Source organism: Streptomyces apocyni (assembly GCF_009739465.1).
In the GTDB taxonomy this organism is placed as follows: domain Bacteria; phylum Actinomycetota; class Actinomycetes; order Streptomycetales; family Streptomycetaceae; genus Streptomyces; species Streptomyces apocyni.
Window position 1 is genome coordinate 102446 of record NZ_WHOM01000050.1, and the last position, 16171, is coordinate 118616.

The window sequence follows — 16171 nt, forward strand, 5'->3', positions numbered from 1 at the left end:
TGCTCCTTGGATGTAAGTCGCCCCCCGGGGGGCAGGGTCAACGGGACCTGGCGGCGTCGCGCGCGGCCCGGCGTGCTGCTTGGCGGGCGCGGAAGCCCGACGGCGGGTTGAGCGAGCGGTATCCGGTACGGACGCGTTGCCATGCGGCGTCGAGCGCCCCGGCGCCCTGAGACGCCGTGATCGAGGAGAGATAGGTGTCGATGGCGTCCGCCGCCCAGGCGGAGTGGCCGGTCGCGACGTTGTCCACGGTGTTGTGGATGTCGACGAAGCGGGTGCTGAACCCGTACTCCTTCAAGGCCAGGCGGGCCCTGCGGTAGGTGCCGCCGACCCCGGACAGCTCCATCGCCAGGTTCAGGCCGAGCACCTCGGGCATGAAGGTCTGCGGGAACCGGCCGATGCTCAGCCAGTACACCGGCAACTCGAATGAGCCGTCCTGGAACCCCTCCCACTCGGCGAACTCGCGCGAGCCGGTCGGCGGGAGGTCGTGGCCCATCTCAAGGAGCACCTCGCGGTAGATGAGCGGATGGTTCAACTCCGCCTTACCGTTGCCAAGTTCATCCCAGTACGTATCGAACAGGGAGTGTCCGATCTCCGACGACGCGTGCTCGTAGTCGGTGAAGCCCTTGATCCATGCTCCGTCGATCAGGGTGAGCGGGGCGAGCTGCACGGTGGAGTCTATGAGCTCCTCACGGCTGGGCAGTTCCTGATCCGCGCTCTGCTCGTATGCCTCGCTGTGCTTGTCGTGCATGTCCACCAGCCAGGGGCGCAGCCCCTGCGGGGTCCACTGCTCCGGCAGGGCCATGGAGGTGTTGTCGATTCCGTGGCGCGACCGGCCCAGCCAGCCGTGCACGTACTCGCGGGCGTAGGCGCGTACCGCGGGTGTGTCGGTGCGGTTGAGGAGCAGGTGGTATGCCTCGCGCACATCGGCGGGCGGACGGCCGTCGTCCTCGGGGTGCCACGTGCGCAGGCCGAGCGGGCGGGCGGGCGTGAGGGCATCGCCGGCCTCCGGCGTGCCGACGGCAGGGCCGGACATCGAGCCGATCCAGCGGCGCACCACGTCGAGGTCCTCGGGGGAGAACACCCGGAACATCCGGCCGCGCTCGCCTACGAGGCCGTTCACCAGCGTGCTCCGCTCGGGAGCTCCCGGCCGGACCAGACGGCTGCGGGACAGGGCCGCGAGCATCGGGCGCGGATCGGTCTGGCTCTCCTTGAGCCAGTCGGACAACTGTCGTCCTTCCAGGGCGAAGTCGTGGTGGTAGACCGAGCCCTCACGGGCCCGCAGGCGCATCAGCTCGGCCATCTCGAAGACCGGGTCGCAGGCTGCGGTGAGTTCTGTGTGCAGTCGGCCGCTCCACTCCCGCAGGGCGGCGAGAGCCCAGCGGAAACCGGTGGCGAACCGGGCACGGGTGTCCTCGCCGTCGCGGGCGATGACGGCCTCCGCGGCGGTCAGCGCGAGTTCCGTGCCGGTGCGGCCCTCGCCTCGCGCGGTGGCCGGGTCGACGACGTCCCAGCGCGTGATGGTTGGCTGTTCGGCCCGTATGAGCGTCAGTGCGGGCAGCGGGCCTGCGGATCGCAGACACAGGTCGGCGCCGAGGATCTCCGGCAGGAAGTCGTCGGGGCGGCGGCTCATGGCGAGCAGCAAGGCCGGCAGCCGGAAGTGACCGTCGTCGATTCGCTGATCCGCCGTCAGGCGGCGGGCGGGCACGGCGTTCTCGGAGACGTCCAACTGTCGCAGGACCGGCAGATACGCATCGCCGCGTGAGGCACGTGGGGCACCGACGCCCAGGTCGGACGCGTACAGCGCCAGGACGGCGAGGGCCGCGGGGTCGTCCCCGTTGCCCGGCGAGCTCAGCCACTGGAGCCAGGCGCCGGACATCAGGGACAGCGGTGCGCAGGCCAGCGCGGTACGCCGGACCAGGACCTCCCGGGTTTCGGGGGCGAGCGGTTGCAGCAGGTCCTGGTACTTGAGGGTTTCCTCCGCCGACCAGGCGGTCGCCCACCGCTGCAGCTCGTCCAGACTTCCGTCCGGCTCCGCGGAGCTCTCCAGTTCGGCGCGTATCTCGGCCAGGAGCCGGCCTGCGGGCAGAGCCGCTTCGGGGTCGACCACCCTTCCGTAGACGGTCCGGGATGCTTCGGCGGTAGTGGACTCCGCGCGATGGGCGCGGGACGGCGTCGCAGCGACGGTGGGCGCTGACACTTCGATCCTCTTTCGGTTCTCCAGCAGATCGGGGTGCTGGTCAGGGCAGGGGGTGGCAGGGGGGTGGTTCAGAACATCGGGTAGATGGAAGCGTCGTTCTTCGGCTTCGGCTTGCGGCCGAGCAGCTTGTTGAACAGATTGCGCAGGAAGGACATGGGAGTTCCCTCTCGTGGATGGGGGGGCGTACGGGTGCACCAGACGGTGTGGGCCGAAGGGTCAGGACAGGCCGAGCTCCTTGGCGAGCAGTCCCGCGACCAGGTCGTGGCCCTCGTCGGTGAAGTGGATGCGGTCGACGAACAGCCAGTCGTCTTTGCCGACGGCGTCGGCGACGACCGGGTTGATGTCCAGGTAGCGCACGCCCATGCGCTCGCAGCCGGCCTGGAGCTCCTTCGAATACGTCTCACGGGCGGACATGGACGAGATGTCGCCGTAGACCTCACCGAAGTTCGAGATCTGGTCGAGCTCCTCGAAGATCAGCTTCTCCTGCGGGGCAGGCGTCTCACGAACCCAGGTGGCCAGCGGCTGGAGCACGAAGGTCAGCTTTGCGCCCATGCCCTGGGCGACCAGCCGCCAGGAATCCAAGTGACGCAGAGTCAGTTCGGAGGCCAGGCCGATCTGCTCGGCGAGTTCGGGCACCTGGGTGTCTGTGTCGACCGGGTGGGCCGCCTCCTTGCGGCGCCCCCCGAAGAGGCCCCGGCCCGCCGACGCCTTGCGGTGACGGGAGCGGAGCTCCTCCATCTGGCCGTAGAAGTCATTGCAGTTGAAGAACGCACCGCTGTCGCCGCGGACGGAGGCCGGCAGTCGGCTGAGGCCCAGATTGTTGAAGCCGGAGAACAGCACGATCTCGTCCACCTGCGGCAGTAGATGCCGGTAGAGGATGAAGAGCAGCAGTTCCTGGGTCGAATTGTGGCTGCGCCCACCGAAGTTGAGCCAAGGCAGCGACGGTGCGTGCTTGCTCCACAGCGCGGACGGCAGCGTGTCCGCGTCGGTGCTCGCGCCGATGCCGAACGCCGTGGAACTACCTGCGAGCAGCCGCACCGGGCTTTCGGGGAGCGGGCAGCCGACCGAGGCTGTCCGGCCGTCTGGGCCGTGCGAGATGCGGAAGCCGAGCCGGTCGGTGTTGACGACGTCGGAGCGGTGTCCGGCCGCGTGGAAATACATCAGGTACGGCATCCAGCGGATGTCTCCGCGGTCGTCGAATCTCTCGGCGTACTGCGACATCTGCGGGGTGAGGGTGGTGCGTTGGGACATGGGGAGGGTACTCCTCGGAGAGAGACCTGGCTGGGAAGAGAAGGGCGACACTCGTTGATAGGAGGGGGAACCGAAGGATCAGCCCAGCGCCTGGGCGAAGTCAGCCTTCAGGTCCTCCAGATGCTCAAGGCCGACGGCGATCCGGACCGTCCCCTCCGTGATGCCGATGGCCCGCAATCCTTCGGCGTCCATGGAGCGGTGCGACGTGGCCGACGGCTGCTGGACAAGCGTCTTGAAACCGCCGAGAGAGACCGCACGGTCGACGAGCCGGAGCCGCCGGGTGAACTCAAGCGTCTCCTCGCGACCCCCGGCGACGTCGATGGCCAGGACACCGCCGTACCCGTTCGGCATCAGTCGCTGTGCCAGGGCATGGGCGGGGTGGTCGGGCAGTCCCGGCCAGTGGACCTTGTCCACTCCGGGGTGCTGCGACAGGAAGCGCGCCAGACCGTCGGCGTTTTCGTGGTGGCGCCGCATCCGCAGCCCCAGTGTGGCGAGGCCGCGCAGGGTCAGCCAGGCGGCGAACGGATCGGCGATCGTGCCCGTCTCCAGTGAGCGCGACCAGACCTGTCGGTGCAGGTCGGCATCGGTGAAGGAGGCGATGCCGCCGAGCACGTCGCAGTGTCCGGACAGGTACTTGGTGGAGGAGTGGATCACCACGTCCGCCCCCATCGACAGGGGACGGCAGCCGAGGGGAGAGGCGAAGGTGTTGTCGACGACGCAGGTGAGTCCGGCGGCCTTGCCGGCGGCGAAGAACGCCGGCAGGTCGGTGACCTGGGCGGTGGGGTTGGAGAGCGTCTCCAGGTAGAGCACCTTGGTCGACGGCCGCAGGGCGTCGGCGACCTCGGCGGGGTCCTGGCCGCCGACGTAGGTGACTTCGACGCCGTAGCGGGCTGCGAGATCCTTCAGAAGTGCAAACGTGCCGCCGTAAAGGTGCTTCTGGACGATGACGTGGTCACCGCTGCCCAGCAGCGTGTGCAGCACGGTGTGGATGGAGCCCATGCCGCTTGCGGCGGCGAGGCTGGCCGCGGCGCCCTCCAGCGAGGAGATGGCGTCCTCCAGTGCGCGCACCGTGGGGTTGGAGTTGCGGAGGTAGGCGAACGACTCTGGGCGGTTGATGGCCTCGGCCAGTTCTTCCGGGTTGTCGTAGCCGAAGTTGGCGGTCTGGTAGAGCGGCGTGTTCAGCGGTCGCGCTCCGCCCAGATCTGGGACATCTACATGGATCGCCCGAGTCTCCGGGTGCAGATCGTTCGGCACGGCTTTCCTCTCGCGGATACGCCGCCGGCCGAGCTGGCAGAGCGGCGTGGTGAACGGCAACGGGATTCAGACTCACCCGCCGCGCACCCCTTGTCACCCGTTCTCGGGTGCCATGAAACGGCCCGGCACACGTGTGCCACCGACCAACCGTCGGTTCCACGAGAACACCTGATCACATGGGGTCTTGGCAGGTCCGTGCCGGTGCACATCCATGCCGTCTGCGGTACGGGACGCTCCTCGGCCACGCGGTGCAGGATGGCCGCCCGTCGCACACACATGCCGAGGTGGGCCGAAGGCCGATGAACAACGAAGCACCCTCGAACGACGCACCGCCGACACAGGACGGAGCGCCGGTACGGCAACTCGTGGTCGTCCGCGCGGAGCCCGAGGCCGATGGGGTCCTCGTGCTCACGTGTTCACGCTGGCGGACCCGCACCACGCACCGCTGCCCTCCTGGGAGCCCGGTGCGTACATCGATGTCGTACTGCCGTCGGGGCTGATCCGCTCGTACTCGCTCTGTGGCAGCCCGCAGGACCGCGCTTCCTAGCGCATCACGGTCCTGCTGACCTCGGACAGCCGGGGTGGTTCGGCGGAGATCCATCGGCTGGGGACGGTCGGGCAGCGGCTGAGCGTGCGCGGTCCGCGCAACCATCGCGGGCGGCATCGGCATCACCCCGTTCCTGCCCGTGTTCCGTCGGCCCTCCGAGGCCCCCGCTACGGGGGCCGGCCCCTGCTCACCATGGCCTTCCAGAACGAGCTCGCTGCCTTGCTCGGAGGTGAGGTGATCCTGTGGCCGCAGGACAGCCACGGCCTGCCCGATCCGGACAGGGCTGCTTACCGGACTGCCCGCCTCGGCAGCCGTCTACTGCTGCGGCACGGAAGGGCTGCTGCGGGAAGTTCAGGCCTGCGTGGAGCGCCGAGTGCCGCCGGTAGTCCTGCACACCGAGAGGTTCAGCGCACGTGCGGAGCCGGCTACGGCGGAGGGCGGCACGAGCAGCGGCGAGTTCGAGCCTTTGCCGCGTCCCTTGCCGCCCCTGTCGCGGTGTTGTTTGCGTGTCTGGTCGGCGCGGAGATGGCCGGGCTGACCCGGTCGGCGTGTCAAGGCGGTCAGGTCGATCCGGCGGAGACCGTCCAGGCCGGGAGTGTCGGGATGGCCGGACGCCATGCCGCCGACCCCTGGCGGAGCTGGCGCCCGGCCGCCGTGTCTCGCGCAGCAGCTCCTCGTCTCCGCCGAACTCCCGTACTGTCAGAAGGCTTTCGGCGGCGAGCATTGCGACCTCTCGCTCGTCCAGATCAGCGACGTCGAGGAGCCCGGTGTCTGTTGCTGCCAGCTGCGCGGCGGGTGCCCGTTCCGGGTCCTGGCGTGCTTGGGTCATGAAGGGAGGCCGTCCGACAAGGTGCCGCGGAGCAGGTGGAGCGCGGCCGCGCGCCTGCCGTGCAGCCGGATGGCCCGAACCGCGTGCAGGAGCTGCTCGTTCGTTCCGTTCCATGTGGCGAGTTCGGCGCGTGCGCTTTCCGTGCCGTAGGACCGCTCGGCAGGGCGGCGCGCACTTGCCGAGCTCGCGCCCGGCAGTCCGCCCAGCTCGCGGCGGCCTGGCGGCCCGGCGGCGCCTGGTCACCGGGGGCGAGGTACGGCTCTCGGACCTCGGCGAACCGGATCTGGTGGCCTTCGGCCTGTTCCCGCAGCTGCTCGGCGACGCGCTGGCCACCTGGCGACCCGGAATAACCCGTACCGTCGCCACCAGCAACGACGGCTCGATGGAGATCCGGCTCGCGCTGCTGCCGGGCGGCGGGCAGGCCGAGGTCCGTACCCCTGACGGGGTGCTGTGCGGCCCGGAGCACCTGATGGAGATCATCGATCTCTCGGCTGACCGCGGCGGGGAGGAGGCGTGAGTAGGCCGCACCGGCCTGCGACGTGCTTGCGGTACCGGGACCGGGCTGGACGCGTCACGGGTGCGGTGGACCGCAGCGGTGTGGCCGACGGGCTCCCGCTCGCCGCCCGCTGAGGGGGCCGAAGAACTCGTCCGCGCCTGCCAATAGAGGAGAAGCGGGAGCGCGCGGCTCAGGATGCCCAGTGCCGGTGGGCTTCCACTCAGGCCAGTCCTCCGGAGCGCGGGTGGGCTCGGGCAGGACGATCGCCTGACGGTGGCGGCGGCGTCGGCACACCGTCGGCCAGGCTGAGCGCCTCACCGTTGCAGTGATCGCGGCTGAGTGCGCTTAACTCCCGTACCCGGCATGCGCTATGCGGGGAGCATGCCGTCATGAACGGATCTCCGCGCGCCCCCCGGGGGGGGACCCACCCACGGTGACCCTGACCGTCCAGACCCAGTACGTCACTGTCGCAGGCGCCGACGGCGAGGCACTCCAGCACCGCCAGAACCAGGAGATCCCGGCTGCAGTGCGATGGCTTGTCGAACTGCCCCGCGTGCCTCGAACTACCGCTTTGACCTGCAAATACGCCCAGGCAGGGCTAACCGCGGGTGGGCGCCCCCGGCAGGACTCGAACCTGCGGCCAAGTGCTTAGAAGGCACCTGCTCTATCCACTGAGCTACGGGGGCCGGATGGCGGCGGCCGGTGGCTTGGGGCTCCGGGTGGGGCCGGGGCGGGTCGGGCCGTGGCCGTGCCGGGGTCAAGGATAGGGCTCCCGGTTCCCTGTCCTTGGCGCTTCGCCTCCGCGGCGCGGTGTGGAGGTCTGGTGAAGCGGTCCTGATAATCGCAGGCAGGTACGAGTCTCGCAGCGCTTTTGGCATCTCACGCCCCGGGTGTTGTGCACTCGTTATGCCTGCGCCCCAGTCGCCCCTCATGTCTCAAGTGTCCGACCGGCGCGCAGAAGCAGCTATATCCTTCAGAAAGTCGCCAAAATTGGGCATTCTTCGCATGTGGTGACTTTGGATGTACGGCCTCAGCTGCTCGACGCTCTCTCCAACCTGCGCAACCGAGTCGCCGCCGCGCGCTTCCCGCTTCCGTTGGACGGGGCCGCACGCGCGCGTGTCGACCGGGACGAGCTGCTCGCGCAGCTCGACGACTATTTGATGCCCCGGTTGCGGCAGCCCGAAGCGCCGCTGCTCGCGGTGATCGGGGGGTCGACCGGGGCGGGGAAGTCGACGCTGGTCAACTCGCTGGTGGGGCGGCAGGTCAGTGAGGCGGGTGTGCTGCGGCCGACGACGCGTACGCCGGTGCTGGTGTGCAACCCCGAGGACCATCATTGGTTCGCGGGGGTGCGCGTCCTGCCCGAGCTCACGCGCGCGTGGATGCCGCAGCGGGAGCCGGCGGGCGAGGGGGGCGGCGGTTCCGGAGGCGGGGCCTCCGGGGGCGGCGCGGGTGAGGCGGCGGGGCGCCGCGGTACGGGGGGCGTGGGTACGGCAGGCGGCTCGCGGCCGGATGCGAGGGCCGGGGCCGGGGCCGGGACCGGTGACGGCGCGGGGGAGCGGGTGCTGCGGATCGAGACCGCGGCGACGCTGCCCCGGGGGCTCGCCCTCCTCGACGCACCCGACATCGACTCCCTCGTCGCGGAGAACCGCGAACTCGCGGCGGAGCTGATCTGTGCCGCCGACGTGTGGGTCATGGTGACCACCGCCGCACGGTACGCGGACGCCGTCCCCTGGCATCTGCTGCGTACGGCCAAGGAGTACGACGCCACCCTCGTCACCGTCCTCGACCGGGTGCCGCACCAGGTCGTCGCCGAGGTGTCACGCCAGTACGGGGCGCTGCTCACCAAGGCGGGCCTCGGCGAGGTCCCGCGCTTCACCATCCCCGAACTGCCGGAGTCCGCGGGCGGCGGCGGGCTGCTGCCGTCCACCGCCGTGGAGCCGCTGCGCGAATGGCTCGTCCACCGGGTGCGGGAACCCTCGGCCAGGGCCCAGGCCCTGCTCCGTACCGCGAACGGGCTCATCGACTCGCTGCGGGCCAGGGTGCCCGCGCTGGCGGGTGCCGTCTCCGCGCAGCACGCGGCGGGTGTGCGGCTGACGGCGGTCGTCGAGGAGGCGTACGAGAGCGAGCACACGCGCGTACGGGCGAGTCTGCAGGCCGGAGCGGTGCTCTCCGGTGGCGCGCTCGGCCGGTGGCGGAGCTACCCCCTGGACTGCAGCGCCGAGGAACTCCTGGACGCGGTCGTGGAGAACCTTGGCGCGCTGCTGCTGTGCGCGGTGTCGGCGGCCGACGAGCGTATCGACGAGGCGTGGCTGCACGACCCCGCCTCCCGGGCGCCCGAACTGACGTACCGCGAGCCCGACGCGGAGAGCGTCGAGCACCGGGTCGGACTGGCCGTACGGCGCTGGCGGCGCGTCATCGAGGAGTACGCGGAGGACGAGCTCCGCGACCTGGAGAACCCCCCGGACGCCGAGGCGGTCGCCGCACTTCTCGCCACCGCCCTGCTCGGCGGGCGGCGGGCGCGCTCGGCGGGCGAGACGCTCGCCGAACGCGTCGGCGCCCACCGCGCGCTCCGGCTGCGCGACCGTGGCGGCCGCCTGCTCACCTCGTACACCGAGAAGATCCTGCAGACCGAACGCGACCGCAGACTCGCCCCGATCGACGCACTCGAAGTCCACTCCGGACCCCAGGCCGAACTCATCGCCGCGCTGTCCGTACTGCAGAAGGAGAGGTGACCGCGGTGACTGCTGTCACTGACCAGACCGGCGAGCAGGAGCCCACCGGGAAGGAGGGCGAGGGCGAGGGCGCGGCTGAGGCCGGCGTTCAGGGGGGTGAGCGGGTCTGGGACGACGGGCTGATCGCCCGACGGGGCGGCGGCGCCGATGCCGGGGCGGCGGCTCAGCCCTCCGCCAGCGGCCGCGCGGGAGCCCACGGTGGCCCGAGCGCGCACGGCGCCCAGAGCGCCCACGGTGCCCAGGACAGCACCACGTACGCCGCCCCCCTGCGCGCCCGCCTGGACGCGCTGCGCGAACTGGTCGGCCTGTCCCGCGCCCGGCTCGACGGCCAGACGCTCGCCGAGGCGGGACGCGTACTCGACCAGGCCGCCGCCCGTCGGGAGCTCTCCGACCGGCACACCGTCGTCGCTATCGCGGGCGCCACCGGCAGTGGTAAGTCGACCCTGTTCAATGCCCTGGCCGGGGTGGCGATCTCGGAGACCGGCGTCCGCAGGCCCACCACCGCCGCGCCGCTCGCCTGTAGCTGGACGGACGGCGCGGCGAGCCTGCTGGACCGGCTCGGCATCCCCGGGCGGCTGCGCCGCAGGCCGCTGCAGAGTCCGGCGCAGGGGGCACGGCTGGACGGTCTCGTCCTGGTGGACCTGCCGGACCACGACTCGGCGGCGGTCGAGCACCGCGCGCAGGTGGACCGCATTCTCACCCTGGTGGACGCGGTCATCTGGGTCGTCGACCCCGAGAAGTACGCGGACGCGGTCCTGCACGAGCGCTACCTGCGGCCGATGGCCACGCACGCCGAGGTCACCTTCGTCGTCCTCAACCAGACCGACCGGCTGCCGGACGACGCCGCCGACCTGGTGCTCGACGATCTGCGCCGACTCCTTGACGACGACGGCATCGCACTCGGCGAGCACGGCGAACCCGGCGCCACGGTCCTCGCGCTGTCCGCGTTCACGGGTGAGGGCGTCGGCGAACTGCGCGAGGTGCTCGGCCAGTTCGTGGCCGAACGCGGCGCACCGGCCCGCCGGATCTCGGCCGACCTGGACACCGCCGCCGCGCGGCTGCGGCCCGTTTACGCGGCGGGCCAGCGGGTCGGCCTCAGCGAGCGGGCCCGCGAGGAGTTCTCCGACCGGCTCGCGGAGGCGGTGGGCGCGACGGCCACCGGGCAGGCGGCGGAGCGAGCCTGGCGCCGGAACGCGAGCAAGGCGTGCGGCACCCCGTGGCTGCGGCTGTGGCGCTGGTACGAGGCCCAGCGCGCGCCGGGCAGGTCGCCGTGGGCGGATTCCACGGCCCCGGCCGACCAGGAGCCGACGGCACGCCAGCGCGTCGAGCAGGCCGTACGCGTCGTGGGCGAGGAGGCTGCGGCCGGGCTGCCCGCGCCGTGGGGGCAGGCCGTACGGGATGCCGCGACGCGGGGCTCGGTGGGGCTGCCCGAGGCCCTCGACGAGCTGGCGGTGCGGGCGGGAGCGCCGTCCGAGCGGCCGCCACGGCCTGGCTGGTGGCCGATGGCCGTGCTGCTCCAGGCGTCGATGACGCTGCTTCAGATCGTGGGCGGGCTCTGGCTGGTGGGGCAGATCGTGGGGGTCTTCGAGCCGAATCTGGGGGTGCCGGTGCTGCTCATGGCGTCCGGGATCGTGGGCGGACCGTGCGTCGAGTGGGCCTGCCGGATGGCGGCGCGCGGTCCAGCACGGCGGTACGGGCTTGAGGCGGAGCGGCGATTGCGGGAGGCCGCGTCCGGGCGCGGGCGGGCCCAGGTGCTCGATCCGGTGGCGGCAGAGTTGCTGCGGTACCGGGAGGTGCGGGAGCAGTACGTGAGGGTGACGGGGTTGTCCACAACCGGCCGGTAACCCACAGGTCCGAGCGGGCTCGCCGCGTCGGGTGCAGTCTGATCTCGCGGCAGGTCGCCCGAGATCGGCCGCGGCCGTGCGGGGCGGGCCCGCGGGCGTACGTACTGGGGAGGGGCCAACACCATGAACGAGACGATGGTGACCGTGGTGGGCAATGTCGCGTCGACGCCGGTCTACCGGGAAGTGTCGAGCGGCGGGGTGACGCGGTTCAGGATCGCGGTGACGGCACGCCGCTTCGACCGTGCTCAGCAGCAGTGGAAGGACGGTGCCACCAGCTTCTTCACGGTCTGGTCGTGGCGGACGCTGGCCGCGAACGTGGCGTCGTGTGTGACCGTGGGAGAACCTGTCATGGTGCAGGGGAGGTTGAGGGTGCGGGACGGGGTGCGGGAGGGTGACTCCGACGGGCGTCGCTGGTTGTCGGTGGACATCGACGCGGTGGCCGTGGGCCACGATCTGTCGCGCGGTACCGCGGCGTTCCGACGCGTGTCCCGGGCCGACCCGTCGCTGACGGTGCGCCCCATGGAGTCGGTCCCGCGCCCGGATTGGGTGCCAGAGGAAGAGCCAGCCTTCGCCCGAGAACCGGCACCGGGACCCGCACCCGGCCTCAGCCCCGAGCAGCCGCCCGAGCAGCCGCCCGAAGGGCAGGCCGAGCCCGAGCAGACTGGGCCTGAACCGGATACCCGGCCTGACGAGGCGGGCGCGGCCACGAGCGCCTCATATCGACGCATCAGCGGCTAAAAGACTGGCGATTTGTCGATAACGCCAGGTCAAGTTGTGTGCCACCGATAACGATTACGAGTCGGATCGGTGATCGAACGGCATGATCGAGGTGGTCGACGTCCTGGCGTCTTTAGGATTCCGGGCGTAACACACGGGGTTGTTGACTGCAGTTGATGCTGCTGGCGGGATCGTCCCTCATGGCGAATGGGTCCCGCCCGGAGGGGAATTCGTGTTTTCTTTGTTCTCTGTACGTCGGCGTGGCGCCGCCCGCCTCGCCGCCGTGACGCTCGCCTCGGGCCTCGTCGCGGCCGGAGTGCTTGCCGGTGCGGGGGCCGCGGTGGCCGACGAAGAGCCGCAGAGACAAGGCGGCGCCACCGCCACCCTCGGCAGCCTGGTGACGCATGACCAGGCCGTGATCCGGGGTGAGGACGGCAACGAGCGGGAGATCCCGGCCGGTCTGTTCGAGATGTCGGTGCAGGACGGCGGCACCCTCCAGTCGTACTGCGTCGACATCCACAACCCGACCCAGCAGGGCGCGAAGTACCAGGAGACCCCCTGGAGCGCGACCTCACTGAACAACAATCCGGACGCGGGAAAGGTCCACTGGATTCTGCGGAACTCCTACCCGCAGGTGAATGACCTCGCCGCGCTGGCGAAGAAGTCGGGCGCCCGTTCCCTCACCGAGGAGACCGCGGCGGCCGGGACACAGGTAGCCATCTGGCGCTACTCGGACGGCGCCGACGTGACCGCGGTCGACCCGGGCGCCGAGAAGCTGGCCGACTACCTCGAGAAGCGGGCCAGGAACCACGCCGAGCCCAAGGCCTCGCTCACCCTCGACCCACCCGCGGTCTCCGGCCACCCGGGGAAGCCGCTCGGCCCGGTCACCGTACGGACCAGCGCCGACGAGGTGATGGTGAGCCCGCCCACGGACGCCACGGCGAGCGGTGTACGGATCGTGGACGCGAAGGGCGAAGAGCTGACGTCCGCCAAGAACGGCGACGAGCTGTACTTCGACGTCCCTAAGGACGCCGCCCTGTCCGGGTCGGCCGCGCTGACCGTCCAGGCGTCGACCACGGTGCCGGTCGGCCGGGCCTTCGCCTCCGAGACCCGCAGCCAGACCCAGATCCTCGCCGGGTCGAGCGAGTCGACCGTAGCGGCCACCGCCAGCGCGCACTGGGCGGAGCAGGGCCCGATACCAGCCCTCTCAGCCCAGAAGAACTGTGCCAAGGGCGGGGTGGACATCGCCGCCAGCAATGTCGGCGACGAGCCGTTCACCTTCGAACTGATGGGCTTCAAGCACACCATCGGCGCCGGAAAGTCGCAGACGGTCACCATCCCGCTGCAGGAGGACCAGGCCTACGACTTCACGATCACCGGCCCGAACGGCTTCGAGAAGCGCATCAAGGGCGTACTGGACTGCGCCACAGCGGGCAGCCCCGCCGGTGACACCCCCGAACCCTCCGACGGCCCCAGCCCGGCCTCGATCGGCGGCACCGGCACCACAGACGACCTCAACCTCGCCGACACCGGCAGCTCCAACGCCACCCCGATGATCGCGGGCATCGCGGTCGCCCTGGTCGTGGTCGGCGGCGCGGCGGTCTTCTTCCTCCGCAAGAAGGACGGTTCCGGTGAGTAGCTACGGGCGACCTGTCCCGGCGTGGCAGTCGGGCCGCCGCAGCCGCTCCAGCGTTACCTGTGGCTCCGGGCGGCGCTCCTCCACTCCTCGGCCAGGCGGCGGCCGTCAGGACACGGGACCATCCCGGCCCGACACCGCGCGCACTCGACGGAGTGGTCGAGGTAGGCACGGTACGCGTCCCTCGCACGGACGTACGCGGCGGCTGCGGGTCCGGTCTGCGGTGGACCGGACCCGCTCCCCGCGTCGGGCCGTTGCCAGTCAGCGCCGGTCACTGTCGGCTCCGATGACGTCGGGCATGATTGCGGACCTCGACGTTGCAGTCCGTCACCTGCGAGTGGTCGCCGAGGATAGCGGCCTTGTCGCGTTGCTTGGCCAGGGCGGCGCAGACATCGCAGCCGGGCTTGGGGGCGGGTTCGTCGAGGGGGAGTTCGAGCGTGATGGGTGGGTCCATGGTGGTCGTCATCCGAACGCCCTCCACGGACAGTCGCGGAGTGTTGCAGGGAGCTGATACATCGTCTTGTCTCCTGATCTTCAGGGAGCTTGAGCCGACGCCCGTCGGTGAGATCAGGAAACCGTGAGAGTGATGGACCTATCACGGTCCGTATGGACGTTTAGGGACGTCTTAGCTATCGTCGAAACGTCCTGGCGTCCTAGGCGAAGGCGCATCATGACGAACGAGCGTCTGCGCGCGGCCATTTCGGCTAAGAGCGAGACCGTCCAGTCGCTTGCGCGGCATGTCGGGGTCGACCCCAAGAGCGTGGAGCGCTGGATCTCGGCCAACCGCACTCCGCACCGAGGCCACCGCTGGAAGGCGGCGAGCGTCCTCGGAGTCGACGAGGTCTACCTATGGCCCAGCGTCGAGAAGCGGGCCGAGACGGCGAGCACGTCTGAACTGATCACGTACTACCCGCACCGAGGAGCCGTCCCGGCGTCGCTGTGGTCGTCGTTGATCGAGCGAGCGACCGACCACGTCGAGATCCTCGTATACGCCGGACTCTTCCTCTTCGACGGACACCCGGACCTGCCCGATCAGTTGGCGCAGAAGGCCAAGGCCGGGGGCCAAGTACGCGTCCTCCTCGGAGATCCGGACTCAGCGATGGTCCGCCAGCGAGGCAAGGAGGAGGGCATCGGTGATGACCTTGCCGCCCGGGCAAGGATCACACGGCGCTACCTCGAACCGGCGACCGCGACACCGGGCGTGGAGTTCCGACTGCACGACACGATCCTCTACAACTCGATCTACCGGTTCGACGACGACGTGTTGGTGAACCCGCACGTCCTCGGAGCACCGGCCGGACAGAACCCGGTACTGCACTTCCGCTACATCCCCGGTGGCCGAACATTCCGGCACTACATGCGGAGCTTCGACTATGCCTGGGAACGCGGTCGGCCTGCATAGCCGGGGCATGCGACGCTGGGATGCATGGCTCGCGTGGACTACTTCAATGACCCAGACGCACCACAGGCAAACAGCATTGTCCCCTCCGTGACCGCCGTGGCACTCAACGATGCGGGCGAAGTCCTGCTGATCCACAAGACGGACAACGACCTGTGGGCGCTGCCCGGCGGCGGGGTCGACGTCGGCGAGTCGGCCCCCGATGCCGCAGTACGGGAGACGCAGGAGGAGACGGGCTTCGAGGTCGAGGTGACCGGGCTAGTCGGCCTGTACACCAACCCCGCTCACGTTATGGCGTATGACGACGGCGAAGTACGCCAGCAGTTCTCGATCTGCTTCACGGCACGCATCGTCGGTGGGAAGGTGCAGACGAGCAGCGAAAGCAAGGAAGTCGCATTCGTCGCCCCCAGCAACCTGGACGAGCTGAACATCCACCCGTCCATGCGCATGCGGATCGAACACGGCCTGACCGACAGGCCACAGCCCTACATCGGCTGATCACCCAGGCGCGTACGCGTACGCGTAACAGCAGCCTCCAGGTACGGCCGCGCCTTGCTGATCGCGGTATGCACTTCACTCCCCGATTCGTACCGATCCAAGATCTCGTCGATACGCTGGTCGAAGTTGAAGCGCTGTCCCGCGGGCCCCGTAGTCATATCCGCGTAGATGAGCGCATCCAGGAGCGGCGAATCCTCGCGCTCGTACACGGCGAGCTCGGCCGCGAGGCCACGCTGGTCTGCCTCATACGTCGCTCCAGAGTGATGGGCGACCAGGCGAACCAGGCGCGCGGACGCACCCCGCGATTCCAGGAAGCGCGCGCCATCGAGGGGATGAAACCCGGTTTCACGCAGCTCGGGGGCGTACCCGACATCGTGCAGCCAAGCCGCGGCAACGAGCAGTTCCCGCTCATCGCCAGGGACGGCATCCGCAGCCTCGCGAGCGCGCTCCGCGACGGCCTGAGTATGCAGCCAGCGGTACCCGAGCGGCGGCAGCAACGACTCGGCCAGCTCGGCCGCCCCCTGAGGCGTATCCAGTGCAGAAGGCATGAATTGCACCGTAACCGAGACGCCCAGTCGGCCAACAGCCTGGCATCAGACGCTTCGGATCACCGCGCGGACCGAGTTTCCCTACTCTGTACTCCTTCAAGGCTCGCTCAGCCCCCAGTGCCGTCTGCCGTGACGCGCAGATCCTCTCGCATGCGCGCCCGAAGCACAGTAAGGGCAGCGTCATAAGTTCGGCGCCCCTCCAAGTACACGGGATCAGTGGCCA

Annotated in this window: 13 protein-coding genes and 1 tRNA gene; 8 read left to right on the forward strand and 6 right to left on the reverse strand. The window is 70.1% G+C overall.

Going from position 1 to position 16171, the window contains the following annotated elements; all coding sequences use genetic code 11:
* Window positions 1-37 precede the first annotated feature (37 nt).
* From GCN81_RS12955 to GCN81_RS12965, 3 genes are all read right to left on the reverse strand, one after another.
* Window positions 38-2197 (reverse strand): iron-containing redox enzyme family protein, encoded by a 2160-nt coding sequence (locus tag GCN81_RS12955; RefSeq protein ID WP_231626684.1) that lies wholly within the window; start codon window positions 2195-2197, stop codon window positions 38-40.
* Between the two features lie 216 nt (window positions 2198-2413).
* Entirely contained in the window at window positions 2414-3448 is a 1035-nt protein-coding gene (locus tag GCN81_RS12960; protein ID WP_156724711.1) for an Inducer of phenazine A, read from the reverse strand.
* Between the two features lie 78 nt (window positions 3449-3526).
* Window positions 3527-4702, reverse strand: a complete 1176-nt coding sequence (locus GCN81_RS12965; protein ID WP_156724712.1) for a trans-sulfuration enzyme family protein — start codon at window positions 4700-4702, stop codon at window positions 3527-3529.
* Window positions 4703-5114: 412 nt separating this feature from the next.
* On the opposite strand from GCN81_RS12965, the gene GCN81_RS32720 reads away from it, so the two are divergent.
* Together GCN81_RS32720 and GCN81_RS12970 are read left to right on the forward strand one after the other, a co-directional pair.
* The gene (locus tag GCN81_RS32720; RefSeq protein WP_267904581.1) at window positions 5115-5249 is read left to right on the forward strand and encodes a ferredoxin reductase domain-containing protein; all 135 of its coding nucleotides are present in this window, start codon (window positions 5115-5117) and stop codon (window positions 5247-5249) included.
* Between the two features lie 1004 nt (window positions 5250-6253).
* The gene (locus GCN81_RS12970; RefSeq protein WP_231626685.1) at window positions 6254-6595 is read left to right on the forward strand and encodes a DUF2397 family protein; all 342 of its coding nucleotides are present in this window, start codon (window positions 6254-6256) and stop codon (window positions 6593-6595) included.
* Window positions 6596-7187: 592 nt separating this feature from the next.
* On the opposite strand, the gene GCN81_RS12975 is transcribed toward GCN81_RS12970, so the two are convergent.
* Window positions 7188-7260: transfer RNA gene (locus GCN81_RS12975), tRNA-Arg, on the reverse strand.
* 321 nt (window positions 7261-7581) lie between these two features.
* Here GCN81_RS12975 and GCN81_RS32320 point away from each other — a divergent pair.
* The 4 genes from GCN81_RS32320 (at window position 7582) to GCN81_RS12995 (ending at window position 13506) form a co-directional block, all read left to right on the forward strand.
* Window positions 7582-9306 (forward strand): GTPase domain-containing protein, encoded by a 1725-nt coding sequence (locus tag GCN81_RS32320; RefSeq protein ID WP_156724714.1) that lies wholly within the window; start codon window positions 7582-7584, stop codon window positions 9304-9306.
* Window positions 9307-9311: 5 nt separating this feature from the next.
* A complete protein-coding gene (locus GCN81_RS12985; RefSeq protein WP_231626686.1) occupies window positions 9312-11150 on the forward strand; it encodes a YfjP family GTPase in 1839 nt (612 codons plus the stop codon).
* A 123-nt stretch (window positions 11151-11273) separates the two neighbouring features.
* Window positions 11274-11888 (forward strand): single-stranded DNA-binding protein, encoded by a 615-nt coding sequence (locus GCN81_RS12990; RefSeq protein ID WP_156724716.1) that lies wholly within the window; start codon window positions 11274-11276, stop codon window positions 11886-11888.
* Between the two features lie 220 nt (window positions 11889-12108).
* Window positions 12109-13506, forward strand: coding sequence for a Cys-Gln thioester bond-forming surface protein (locus GCN81_RS12995; RefSeq protein ID WP_156724717.1), 1398 nt, complete (start codon window positions 12109-12111; stop codon window positions 13504-13506).
* Window positions 13507-13774: 268 nt separating this feature from the next.
* Here GCN81_RS12995 and GCN81_RS13000 read toward each other — a convergent pair whose 3' ends face one another.
* Window positions 13775-13969 (reverse strand): hypothetical protein, encoded by a 195-nt coding sequence (locus GCN81_RS13000; protein ID WP_156724718.1) that lies wholly within the window; start codon window positions 13967-13969, stop codon window positions 13775-13777.
* 204 nt (window positions 13970-14173) lie between these two features.
* Here GCN81_RS13000 and GCN81_RS13005 point away from each other — a divergent pair, with 204 nt between their 5' ends.
* Both GCN81_RS13005 and GCN81_RS13010 read left to right on the forward strand, forming a co-directional pair.
* The gene (locus GCN81_RS13005) at window positions 14174-14905 is read left to right on the forward strand and encodes an XRE family transcriptional regulator (protein ID WP_156724719.1); all 732 of its coding nucleotides are present in this window, start codon (window positions 14174-14176) and stop codon (window positions 14903-14905) included.
* Between the two features lie 24 nt (window positions 14906-14929).
* The gene (locus GCN81_RS13010; protein WP_156724720.1) at window positions 14930-15400 is read left to right on the forward strand and encodes an NUDIX hydrolase; all 471 of its coding nucleotides are present in this window, start codon (window positions 14930-14932) and stop codon (window positions 15398-15400) included.
* Here the strand turns inward: GCN81_RS13010 and GCN81_RS13015 are convergent.
* Complete coding sequence (locus tag GCN81_RS13015; RefSeq protein ID WP_156724721.1) at window positions 15388-15948, reverse strand: HD domain-containing protein; 561 nt, start codon at window positions 15946-15948, stop codon at window positions 15388-15390. The two genes, GCN81_RS13010 and GCN81_RS13015, sit on opposite strands and share 13 nt — an antisense overlap.
* Window positions 15949-16171 lie beyond the last annotated feature (223 nt).

What these genes read in the sequence shown, in the direction of transcription:
- GCN81_RS12960 (WP_156724711.1), bottom strand. Translation starts at nt 3,448, where the DNA reads ATGTCCCAACGCACCACCCTCACCCCGCAGATGTCGCAGTACGCCGAG.
- GCN81_RS12990 (WP_156724716.1), top strand. Translation starts at nt 11,274, where the DNA reads ATGAACGAGACGATGGTGACCGTGGTGGGCAATGTCGCGTCGACGCCG.
- GCN81_RS13000 (WP_156724718.1), bottom strand. Translation starts at nt 13,969, where the DNA reads ATGACGACCACCATGGACCCACCCATCACGCTCGAACTCCCCCTCGAC.
- GCN81_RS13005 (WP_156724719.1), top strand. Translation starts at nt 14,174, where the DNA reads ATGACGAACGAGCGTCTGCGCGCGGCCATTTCGGCTAAGAGCGAGACC.
- GCN81_RS13010 (WP_156724720.1), top strand. Translation starts at nt 14,930, where the DNA reads ATGGCTCGCGTGGACTACTTCAATGACCCAGACGCACCACAGGCAAAC.
- GCN81_RS13015 (WP_156724721.1), bottom strand. Translation starts at nt 15,948, where the DNA reads ATGCCTTCTGCACTGGATACGCCTCAGGGGGCGGCCGAGCTGGCCGAG.